The sequence below is a fragment of the Halomonas sp. 5021 genome, assembly GCF_036663435.1.
Classification (GTDB): Bacteria; Pseudomonadota; Gammaproteobacteria; order Pseudomonadales; family Halomonadaceae; genus Vreelandella; species Vreelandella janggokensis.
Window position 1 is genome coordinate 683,488 of the sequence record NZ_JAXOVU010000002.1, and the last position, 10,594, is coordinate 694,081.

9 protein-coding genes are annotated in these 10,594 nt (G+C 59.4%); all 9 read left to right on the forward strand.

The genetic code is table 11. The features are described from left to right. Window positions 1-4 precede the first annotated feature (4 nt). The 9 genes from araG (at window position 5) to R3F64_RS06845 (ending at window position 10,396) form a co-directional block, all read left to right on the forward strand. Window positions 5-1,498, forward strand: a complete 1,494-nt coding sequence (gene araG, locus R3F64_RS06805) for an L-arabinose ABC transporter ATP-binding protein AraG (RefSeq protein WP_332610597.1) — start codon at window positions 5-7, stop codon at window positions 1,496-1,498. Between the two features lie 83 nt (window positions 1,499-1,581). Continuing rightward, window positions 1,582-2,592, forward strand: a complete 1,011-nt coding sequence (gene araH / locus R3F64_RS06810; RefSeq protein ID WP_253026905.1) for an L-arabinose ABC transporter permease AraH — start codon at window positions 1,582-1,584, stop codon at window positions 2,590-2,592. A 61-nt stretch (window positions 2,593-2,653) separates the two neighbouring features. Then, window positions 2,654-4,399, forward strand: coding sequence for an IlvD/Edd family dehydratase (locus tag R3F64_RS06815; RefSeq protein WP_332610599.1), 1,746 nt, complete (start codon window positions 2,654-2,656; stop codon window positions 4,397-4,399). A 421-nt stretch (window positions 4,400-4,820) separates the two neighbouring features. Further along, window positions 4,821-5,108, forward strand: coding sequence for a hypothetical protein (locus R3F64_RS06820; protein ID WP_253026417.1), 288 nt, complete (start codon window positions 4,821-4,823; stop codon window positions 5,106-5,108). Window positions 5,109-5,320: 212 nt separating this feature from the next. Next, window positions 5,321-6,436 (forward strand): heparan-alpha-glucosaminide N-acetyltransferase domain-containing protein, encoded by a 1,116-nt coding sequence (locus R3F64_RS06825; RefSeq protein ID WP_332610601.1) that lies wholly within the window; start codon window positions 5,321-5,323, stop codon window positions 6,434-6,436. Window positions 6,437-6,463: 27 nt separating this feature from the next. After that, window positions 6,464-7,561 (forward strand): serine hydrolase, encoded by a 1,098-nt coding sequence (locus tag R3F64_RS06830; protein WP_332610602.1) that lies wholly within the window; start codon window positions 6,464-6,466, stop codon window positions 7,559-7,561. 89 nt (window positions 7,562-7,650) lie between these two features. After that, window positions 7,651-8,586 carry an ABC transporter ATP-binding protein gene (locus R3F64_RS06835; RefSeq protein ID WP_332610604.1) on the forward strand — a complete coding sequence of 312 codons (936 nt, stop codon included), beginning with the start codon at window positions 7,651-7,653 and terminating at the stop codon, window positions 8,584-8,586. Then, window positions 8,583-9,344 (forward strand): ABC transporter permease, encoded by a 762-nt coding sequence (locus tag R3F64_RS06840; RefSeq protein WP_066316609.1) that lies wholly within the window; start codon window positions 8,583-8,585, stop codon window positions 9,342-9,344. The genes R3F64_RS06835 and R3F64_RS06840 overlap by 4 nt, the downstream gene beginning before the upstream one ends. Window positions 9,345-9,391: 47 nt before the next feature. Continuing rightward, window positions 9,392-10,396, forward strand: coding sequence for a nucleoid-associated protein (locus tag R3F64_RS06845; RefSeq protein WP_332610606.1), 1,005 nt, complete (start codon window positions 9,392-9,394; stop codon window positions 10,394-10,396). The last annotated feature ends 198 nt before the right edge of the window (window positions 10,397-10,594 follow it).

Consider the following 10,594-nt stretch of genomic DNA (forward strand, 5'->3'; position numbering starts at 1 on the left):
TCGCATGTCTGATGCTTATTTACGTTTCGATGGTATCAGTGTCGTTTTTCCTGGCGTGCGTGCGCTGGATGGCGTGAGCTTTGATGCTCACGCCGGCCAGGTGCATGCGTTGATGGGCGAAAACGGCGCGGGTAAATCGACCCTTCTCAAGGTGCTGAGTGGCGTTAACCACGTTGCCGAAGGCGCGCTGTGGATTGATGGCAAGCGTCATGTTTTCAGCAACACGCGGGAGGCGTTGCGCGAAGGCATCGCCATCATCTATCAAGAGTTGACGCTCTCGCCGAATATGTCGGTGGCCGAGAACCTGTTGCTGGGCCAGTTGCCCACGCGGCAGGGGTTCGTGAACCGCCGTCAGTTGAAGGAAAAAGCCATGGCGATCCTGGCCGACCTGGGCGAGGGGGAGATTCATCCCTCGACCAAGGTACGCGAGCTTTCCATCGGCCAGCAGCAAATGATTGAAATTGGTCGTGCGTTGCTGCGCGACGCTAAGGTAATCGCCTTTGATGAGCCGACCAGCAGTCTCTCTATTCAGGAAACCCGCCAACTCAAGCGCATCGTCCAACGACTGCGTGACGAAGGGCGCGTCGTGCTCTACGTGACCCATCGTATGGAGGCGGTGTTCGAGATGTGCGATGCGGTCACCATCTTCCGCGACGGTCAGCATATTCGTACCCATGAGGATATGTCGTCCCTGAATCATGACCTTCTGGTGAGCGAAATGGTCGGTCGCGATATTGACGATGTGTATGGCTATCGCCCACGGGAACAGGGTGACGTGGTCTTGAGCGTCGAGGGTATCGAAGGACGCGGCCTCCAGGCACCGGTGAGCTTTTCCGTCAAGCGCGGTGAGGTATTCGGGCTGTTTGGCCTGGTGGGCGCCGGTCGCAGTGAGTTACTTCGGCTGGTGTGCGGCGTTGAATCCCCCAAAGCCGGTAGCGTCACCTTTAACGGCGAGTCGCGGCGTTTCAAGAGTCCTGGCGAAGCGATTCGTGCTGGCATTGCCATGTGCCCGGAAGATCGCAAATCCCAGGGAATCTTCCCGGTGGCAAGCGTCTCCGACAACCTCAATATCAGCTGTCGGCGTTTTTTCAAACGCTGGGGGCTCTTCCGCCACCCCGGGCGTGAGCGGCGCAACGCCGAGTCGTATATCCAGCAGCTCAGCGTCAAGACCCCGGGCCCGCGATCGCCTATTGGCAAACTCTCCGGGGGCAATCAGCAGAAGGTGATTCTGGCCCGCTGGCTCGCCGAAGAAATCGACCTGTTTGTAATGGACGAGCCGACGCGGGGTATCGATGTGGGCGCTCGCCGAGATATTTACTCGCTGCTTTACGACCTGGCCGAGCAGGGCAAAAGCGTGGTGGTGATTTCCAGTGACCTGGCGGAAGTCAGTTCCATTTGTGACCGCATTGCCGTGATGCGCGACGGCGAGCTGGTGGAAGTGGTGCCACGCGAATCAGCCACCCCCGAACGGCTACTGGGGCTGGCACTGCCTGCCTGATGCCTACTTTTTAGACCACAAATTTCAGAGCAGATGTTTTTCAGGACTCAAGCTCTTCAAAACACAAGCTCAGGACAAACACCATGACAACCGACAACGTAACCCAAGGTGAGAATGCACCTGCCCGTCCGGCGGGGCGCCAGGGGCTTATCAAGCCGCTTCGCACGCTGCTGGATACTTCCGGGCTGATTGCCATTTTCTTGCTGCTGTTTGTGGCCCTTGCCGTACTTATCCCTGACTTTCTCACCGGGCGCAATATGGTCGGGCTGCTGCTTTCGGTCACTCTGATCGGTAGCCTGGCCACCACCATGATGCTGGTATTGGCGCTGGGCGAGGTGGACCTTTCGGTGGCTTCCACCGTGGCCTTTGCCGGGGTGGTGGCAGCGGTGGTGACGACCAACACCGGTAGCGTATTTATCGGCGTGATGGGCGGCATTGTCGCCGGTGGTGCGGTAGGGGCCTTCAACGGCCTGGTGATTGCCAAGTTCGGCATCAACTCACTGATTGCCACCCTGGCGGCGATGGAGTTTGTGCGTGGGCTGGCCTACATCACCTCCGGCGGCGATGCCGTGATGATTACCGTGCCGAGCTTCTTTGACCTGGGTAGTGCCTCCTTTCTGGGCCTGACCCTGCCGGTATGGACCATGCTGGCCTGCTTCGTGATCTTTGGCGTGATACTCAATATGACATCTTTTGGCCGCAACGTGCTGGCTACCGGCGGTAACGCCGAAGCCGCCGCGCTGGCCGGGGTCAACGTCCGTCGCCTGAAGATTATCGTTTTCGGCCTCCAGGGCGTCGTTGCGGGCGTGGTTGGTGTATTGCTGGCATCGCGCATGGGGCTGGGTGATCCGAATACCTCAATGGGGCTGGAACTGGCGGTAATTTCTGCCTGTGTGCTGGGCGGCGTGGCGCTATCGGGCGGCGTCGCCACGATCACCGGCGTGCTGGTCGGGGTGATGATCATGGGTTGCGTGCAGAACGCCATGGGCCTGCTCAACGTGCCGACCTTCTACCAGTACCTGGTGCGCGGCGCGATTCTGCTGCTGGCGGTGATGTTCGATCGTTGGAAACACACGCGCCGTCAGCGAGCCTGACGCTAACTTTCCGATTCCTTCTAGCCACGACCTTTTCACCGATTTTTACGGAGAGTCTCCCATGTCTGATCGCAAGCCGCCCCTACGCTCTGCCCAGTGGTTCGGCACCGCCGATAAAAATGGCTTCATGTACCGCAGCTGGATGAAGAATCAGGGCATTCCTGACCATGAGTTCCAGGGCAAGCCGATTATCGGGATCTGCAACACCTGGTCGGAGCTGACGCCCTGCAACGCCCACTTCCGCAAGCTGGCGGACCACGTCAAGCAGGGCATCCTGGAAGCGGGCGGCTACCCGGTGGAGTTTCCGGTGTTCTCCAACGGCGAGTCCAACCTGCGCCCCACGGCCATGTTCACCCGCAACCTGGCCAGCATGGACGTGGAAGAAGCCATTCGCGGCAACCCCATGGATGGCGTGGTGCTGCTGGTGGGCTGCGACAAGACCACCCCGGCGCTGCTGATGGGCGCGGCAAGCTGTGATATTCCCACCATCGTGGTCACCGGCGGGCCGATGCTCAACGGCAAGCACAAGGGCAAGGATATTGGCTCGGGCACCGTGGTGTGGCAGCTCTCCGAGCAGGTCAAGGCGGGTGAGATATCGATGCACGACTTCATGGCCGCGGAGGCGGGCATGTCCCGCTCGGCAGGCACCTGCAACACCATGGGCACCGCCTCCACCATGGCCTGCATGGCGGAATCGCTAGGCACCTCGTTGCCGCACAATGCGGCGATTCCCGCGGTGGACTCCCGCCGCTACGTGCTGGCCCACCTTTCGGGTAACCGGATTGTCGAGATGGTCAATGAAGACCTCAAGCTCTCCAAAATCCTCACCAAGGAAGCCCTCGATAACGCCATCCGCACCAACGCCGCTATCGGCGGCTCCACCAACGCGGTGATCCACCTCAAAGCTATTGCCGGACGCATCGGCGTGGATCTCACCCTGGATGACTGGAGCCGGGTCGGGCGCGGCACGCCCACGGTGGTGGATCTGCAGCCCTCGGGGCGTTTTCTGATGGAGGAGTTCTACTACGCTGGTGGCCTGCCCGCGGTACTCAGGCGCCTCGGCGAGGCCGACCGATTGCCGTTCAAGGACGCGCTCACCGTTAACGGCAAGACCCTGTGGGAGAACGTCAAAGACGCGCCGCACTACAACGATGAGGTGATCCGCCCGCTGGACAACCCCCTCACCGCCGACGGCGGCATCTGCGTGGTGCGCGGCAATCTCGCCCCCAACGGCGCGGTGCTCAAGCCCTCGGCGGCGAAAGCCGAACTCATGCAGCACCGCGGCCGCGCGGTGGTCTTCGAAGACTTCGACGACTACAAGGCGCGCATCAACGACCCGGACCTGGACGTGGAAGCCAACGACATTCTGGTCATGAAGCACTGCGGCCCCCGGGGCTACCACGGTATGGCGGAGGTAGGCAATATGGGCCTACCGCCCAAGATCCTCGCCCAGGGGATTACCGACATGGTGCGAATCTCCGATGCGCGCATGAGCGGCACCGCCTACGGCACCGTGGTGCTGCACGTCGCCCCGGAAGCCGCCGCGGGCGGCCCGCTAGCCGCGGTACGCAACGGCGACTGGATCGAGCTCGACTGCGCAAGCGGGCGACTGCACCTGGATATCAGCGACGAAGAACTCGCCACGCGCCTGGCCGAAAGCGACCCCACTGCCGCCTCGACACTGATCGCCAGCCAGGGCGGGTACCGGCAGCTGTATATCGAACGCGTGCTGCAAGCGGACGAAGGCTGTGATTTCGACTTCCTGGTCGGCTGCCGGGGGGCGGAGGTGCCGCGTCACTCGCACTGATTAACTAAAAGGAAAGGTGATGACCGCCAGGCTGGCCGCTAAGCACATGTTGGTGACGGGCATGGCCTCCGGCATTGGTTGAGTCATCGCCTTTAGTTTGCGAAGGAGCTTCTTGCTTTTATGGCCAGTGATAGGGTGGGTGTGTCTGCTGTTAGCTTCGCTCTCAAACGAAACCCTTTTGGCAGTATGTATCTCTGTTCACTTGGGCGCATGTGCCGCAGTTAAACAGCCATCAAGCGGTTGCAGACGTAAAATAAACCGCCATTGGCATGATATTATATCTTATAAAATATTGACCTTAAATAATATTTTCGTTTTTAGATAATGCTGGCATGTTGGCTGCAGATATTCAGGTAAGAACGGACGGGCAGGAAGGCCTGACGTTCTTAACAGAAAATGAAGCCAAACAGGAGGCAGTATCATGATGAAAACGGAATCTCTCAAGAAGCTAGGCATCCTCGGTGTATCTTTCGGTCTGATGGCCAGCCCGCTAGCCTTTGCTGACATGTATGAAGAAGACGAGCAAGACCCTGCACCGCAAGAAGAAACGAGGCAGGATGAAGGTCAAGGCTCAATGAATTCCTTCGATTCCGAAGAGGAAGGTCAAGGCACCACCACCTATGAGGAAGAGGAAGAAGAGCAGGAAGATTGGGAAACGACGGAAGAGGAGGACGCTGGTTCCGATTCTGAAGATGATTCCGACTGGTAATTCCTTTATGCCAGTTGCTTAACGCCTCAAATTCAATGCTGAGTTTCAAGTGCCCCGCCTCTGGTGGGGCATTTCGCGTGTGCGATGAGTCATCGCGTCGGGCACGCTGCATCCGAGAGCGTTGAACCTGCAAGCAAGCACTGGGTTCATAATCGCCCCCAAATGCGGTATTAACTTATTGACTGAACAGGATCAGCACAGGAAATAAGGACATGCCGATGGCGATTGCCTGGAACGAAACGCCCTATCTGCCCAAAGCGGAAGGCCGCATTGAGGCGATTGATTTAGCCCGCGGTATCGCGATCGGGTTGATGATTGTCAGCCATTCCGTCAGCGGGTTGGTAGGCATTCGCAACGTGCCCGACTGGGGCATGGTGCCGATTCACTTCCTTACCAAGTTTTCCTCATCGCTGTTCATCCTGGTGTTTGGCGTTGCCCTGGCCGTGGCGTTTCTCTCCCATGTTAATCGGGAAGACTGGCCCAAACGCCGCCTGAAACTCTGGCTGCGTGCGGTGGAGGTCTGGTTCTGGTACAAGGCGCTGTTGATCATTGAAATGCTGCCGTTCAACACGCCGAGCGAGATCGTCGATGCGTTGCTCTACGGTCGCTTTGGTATCTGGGTGGAAATTCTCGGCTTCTATGCCATCGCCCTGCTTTGGGTGCCGTTGATCCTGCCGCCGTGGGCGCGTGCACCGCTGTGGGGTCGGCTGGCTGTCATCGCACTGCTCGCCGCCCTGGCCGCCTGGCTGCAAGGGGTTTCATTCGGTGGCAATGACATCCTCAAGGCACTGCTGGTGGACCATGAAGACCATTACGCCTGGGGCCAGCTCAGCCGCGCGCCGCTGATTCTACTAGGGCTGCTATTGGGCGAAGCGCTGCTGCGCTGTTCGGGCGATCCATTGATGAAACGTCGCCTCACGCTCGCCTTGCTGGGTATGGGCGCGGTCATGATCGCCGGATTTTATGGCCTGGCGCTGTCTGGTGGTGACGTTTACGCTGCCATGTTGGCGGTCGCCAATAACGAGGGTAAGCATCCCCCTGGCTTAGCCTTTATGCTGTTTAGCCTGGGCGGCGCGCTGGTGATATTCGCCCTGGCCCTGGCGGGTGGCGCCCGGGCGGCCCGGGCGCTGATACCGTTTACCCTGGTCGGCTCAGATGCGCTAAAGGCATTTATTTTCCATATCGTGATGATTTTCCTGGTGTTGCGCTTCCTGTTGGAAGGCGAGGGCGACTACAGCTATCCACAGGCGCTTGGTGTTGGCGGGCTGTTGATTCTTGGCACGGCGGCGTGGATTTGGTTGACCCGCTGGATGGCCCAGCATCGTTAAGTGCGAAGAAAGTCTGGAGTTAATGGTTTGCAACACTGGATACAGCAAGGACTTGTGGCGGTAGCACTGCTGTTTGCACTGCCCGTACAAACGGAAGCGTACGACACGCATTGGTACCATGAGGTGGACAAACGCAGCGCTTGGCAAAGCGACCTCGATGCGCGAATGAGCGCGATAGAGGAACGCTTCGCCGGTGGTATTGGCCTCTATGTGCAAGACCTTTCCAGCGGTGAGGCCTACAGCTGGCAGGCTGATCAGCCCTGGTACCTCGCGTCGCTGATCAAGGTGCCGGTCGCGGCGGAAGTCTTGGGTGAGCGTATATCGACCAGCGAGCGGTTGACGCTTGAACAAAGTGATTTTGTCGATGGCGCAGGGCCCACCAACTGGCACGAGCCTGGCACGCCCATCTCGGTGGGCTATTTGCTGGAGCAGATGATTACCGTGAGCGATAACACCGCCACGGATATGCTGATAGACCGCGTTGGTCTGGATAATGTCAACCAGCGTGCCCAGGCCATGGTGGCGGCCAACGGTGGCGATCCCTCAGCGCTTGGGCCGATCTCCAAGCTGGTGGAGGTGCGCCAGGGCGTCTACGGTGAACTCCATCCCGGGGCGCGTAAGCTTGGCGGCATGGATTTTATAAACCTCCGTCAGTCACCGGTGAGTCAGCGCCCTCGCGCCCTGGCGCAGCGACTTGGCGTAGAGCCTCAGGCCCTCAATCAGCCTGACTACCATCACGCCTTTGACGCCTACCATGCCAGCGGCGAAAACGTCGGCACCTTGCGCGCCGTTGGCGACATACTGGCAACACTTTACCTTGGCGCCATGCCCGACCTCCAGGGGACGCCCCGCGATGAGTTGCTTGCCCTGATGGCCAATACCAGCTCCGGGGAAGAACGGTTAAAACAAGGGTTGGGTGGGGCGGTGAGCTTTGCCCACAAGACGGGCACCCAGGACCGGCGCAGCTGCGATGCCGGGGTGGTAGAGCGTGACGACATGCCCAATGCCGCCTGGGCCGTGGTTGCCTGCACCCAGGGGCCAAACGCGGTCAGTGAACACGAGCGTGCACTGGCAGGCGTCGGATTAGCCCTGCGACACAGCGGCGCATTGGGAACACCCTGGTAGCCAGCCGTTCGTTTACTGCCCGTGCTAAACTAGCGCCCGCGCCATTCGCCATCAGCGGCTCACATCGGCCGCTTTGTCAGGAGCTTGCCTTGAACGATGCCATTATCGAAATCCGAGGTCTGAATAAAACCTACCGGGGCGGTTTTCAAGCGCTCAGCCGAGTCGATTTACAGATTCAGCGCGGCGAAATCTTTGCCCTGCTGGGGCCCAATGGGGCGGGCAAAACCACGCTGATCAGTGTGGTGTGCGGTCTGGTCAACCCCAGCGAAGGCCAGGTACTGGTGGACGGCTTCGACAACGTTGTCGACTACCGCCAGGCCCGGGAGCGCATTGGCCTGGTCCCCCAGGAGCTTACCAACGAAGCGTTTGAAACCGTCTGGAACACGGTCAGCTTCAGCCGTGGTCTGTTCGGCAAGGCGCCGAACCCGGCGCATATCGAGAGCGTGCTCAAATCGCTTGCGTTGTGGGACAAGCGCAACAACCGCCTGATCACGCTTTCCGGCGGCATGAAACGCCGCGTGCTGATCGCCAAGGCGCTGTCCCATGAGCCGCGCATCCTGTTCCTCGACGAGCCGACAGCCGGTGTCGACGTCGAGTTGCGCCGCGAAATGTGGCAGGTGGTGCGCGAGCTGCGCGATAACGGCGTGACCATTATTCTCACCACCCATTACATTGAAGAAGCCGAGGAAATGGCCGACCGCATCGGCGTGATCAACAATGGCGAAATCGTGCTGGTCGAGGACAAGCACGCCCTGATGAGCAAGCTGGGCAGCAAGCAGCTGACGCTTTACCTCAACGAGCCGCTGGAAACCCTGCCATCCGCCCTTGATCGCCCCGAACTCAGCCTGTCGGCCGAAGGCCATGAGCTGGTCTATACCTACGACGGCCATCAGGAAGAGGATGGCCACGGTATTCCCGCGCTGCTCACCGATCTTGAGCGCGAAGGCATCACCTTCAAGGACCTGCACACCCGGCAAAGCTCGCTGGAAGATATTTTCGTTGATCTGGTTAAGGAGCGCGCATGAATCTCTATCCTGTTCGCGCCATCTACATGGCCGAAATGGCGCGTACCCGGCGCACCCTGTTGCAAAGTATTGTCTCGCCGGTGATTTCGACATCGCTCTATTTTGTCGTCTTTGGTGCGGCGATTGGCTCGCGCATCAGCGAGATTGATGGCATCAGCTACGGCGCCTTTATCGTGCCGGGCCTGATCATGCTGATGCTGCTGACGCAAAGCGTTTCGAATGCCTCGTTCGGGATCTTCTTTCCCAAGTTTTCCGGCAGCATTTACGAGCTGCTCTCGGCACCCATCTCGTACCTGGAGATTGTCATGGGCTACGTGGGGGCGGCGGCGTCCAAATCGATTCTGCTGGGGCTGATCATTCTTGCCACCTCCGGGTTTTTTGTACCCCTGGAAGTCGCGCATCCCTTCTGGATGCTGACCTTTCTGGTGCTGACCGCGGTTACCTTCAGCCTGCTGGGCTTTATCATCGGCATCTGGGCCGAAGGCTTTGACCGCCTGCAGCTGGTGCCGCTGCTGGTGATTACCCCGCTGACCTTCCTGGGTGGCAGTTTCTATTCCATCGACATGTTGCCGCCGTTCTGGCAGGGCGTCACGCTGCTCAACCCGGTGGTGTATCTGGTCAGTGGCTTTCGCTGGAGCTTTTACGGCATCAGCGACGTCAGCCTGGCGGCCAGCGTGATCATGATCTGCCTGTTCCTGGCGGTCTGTTTAGCCACCATCGGCTGGATTTTCCGCACCGGCTACCGTCTTAAACCCTAGCCTTAAACCCCAGCCTTAAACCCTAGTAAGGGAGCATCACACGTCTTATGCCACTTCTGCACAGTATCGTTCACCGCCTGGACCCGACGCTTGACGGCGAGCGCCTGACGCTGACCGCCGCCCCGGTTGAGGCCGACAGCGCCGAGCCGGTCATGGAAAGCCTGGTCAGCGCGCTCAACGACACCTACAACACCAAGCCCAAAGGCTGGGGGCGGTTTGCCGAAGAGGGCGAGCACGCCGTGCCGTTATCGGTGTGGCTGAAAGACTACCTTGCCGGTGAGCAGCCCTTTACCGAGCTTGCCACTGCGCTTGCTGAGCGGCTCGTCAGTACGCTTCAAGAGCAGCTGTCAGTAAGTGGTTACTTAGTGATCAGCCACCAGCGCCAGGGTGACACCGAAACGCTTTTCATGGGGCTTGCCCACCAGCGCGAGGGCATTGGCATTGATGATGCGCACCAGGCGGTGCCCGCCGCCCAGTTGAACACCCGTCAGCTGACGCTGGCCGCCAGGATCAACCTGAGCCAATGGCAGAGCGATTCGCCGGATGCCCAGTACGTCTCCTTCCTCAAAGACCGCGGCGGCAAGAAGCTGGGCGAGGGGATGATGGTGTTGCTGGGCATGGAAGAAGGCCTCGACGCGCCTGCAGAGACCCGTACACTGCTCAAAGCCTTCAGCGACTACGTCGAGAAGGAGGATTTCGACGATGAGGCCAGCCGGGAAAAAACCGACAGCCTGGTGGATTACGCCAACGACCAGATGAGCCGTGGGGAACCCATGACGCTCGACGAACTCTCAGCGCTGGTCGATGAAAAACAGCCCAAGGCCTTCTACGAGCATATTCGCAATGCCGATTACGGCCTGTCGCCGGAAATTCCCCCGGATAAGCGCACAATCAATCAATTCCGGCGCTTTACCGGGCGTGCGGGCGGCGTCTCGATCAGTTTTGACTCGCACCTGCTCGGCTCAAGCATTGAATACGATGCCACCCAGGACCGGCTGATCATCAAGCAGGTGCCCAAACAGTTAAAAGAGCAACTGACCAAGCAGTCGTAAGGCGCTCGCAGCGTCTTGCGAGCGGAGGAGAACCCCATGCTGGACACTATCCAAGAGTTTTTTCAGCGCACGCTTGCGCAACCCGAGCAGCGCGATAACCAGACCATCACGCTCGAACTAGGGAAGGTCTGAATAACTGCCGATTATCGCCAATCGCGGTTTGAGTCGACAAAAAATCAAAGATTCAGACACGCTTCT

Bases quoted from the DNA above. Each gene is read 5' to 3' on its own strand.
- R3F64_RS06815 (WP_332610599.1), top strand. From the start codon at position 2,654: ATGTCTGATCGCAAGCCGCCCCTACGCTCTGCCCAGTGGTTCGGCACC.
- R3F64_RS06825 (WP_332610601.1), top strand. From the start codon at position 5,321: ATGCCGATGGCGATTGCCTGGAACGAAACGCCCTATCTGCCCAAAGCG.
- araG (WP_332610597.1), top strand. From the start codon at position 5: ATGTCTGATGCTTATTTACGTTTCGATGGTATCAGTGTCGTTTTTCCT.
- araH (WP_253026905.1), top strand. From the start codon at position 1,582: ATGACAACCGACAACGTAACCCAAGGTGAGAATGCACCTGCCCGTCCG.
- R3F64_RS06820 (WP_253026417.1), top strand. From the start codon at position 4,821: ATGATGAAAACGGAATCTCTCAAGAAGCTAGGCATCCTCGGTGTATCT.
- R3F64_RS06845 (WP_332610606.1), top strand. From the start codon at position 9,392: ATGCCACTTCTGCACAGTATCGTTCACCGCCTGGACCCGACGCTTGAC.
- R3F64_RS06840 (WP_066316609.1), top strand. From the start codon at position 8,583: ATGAATCTCTATCCTGTTCGCGCCATCTACATGGCCGAAATGGCGCGT.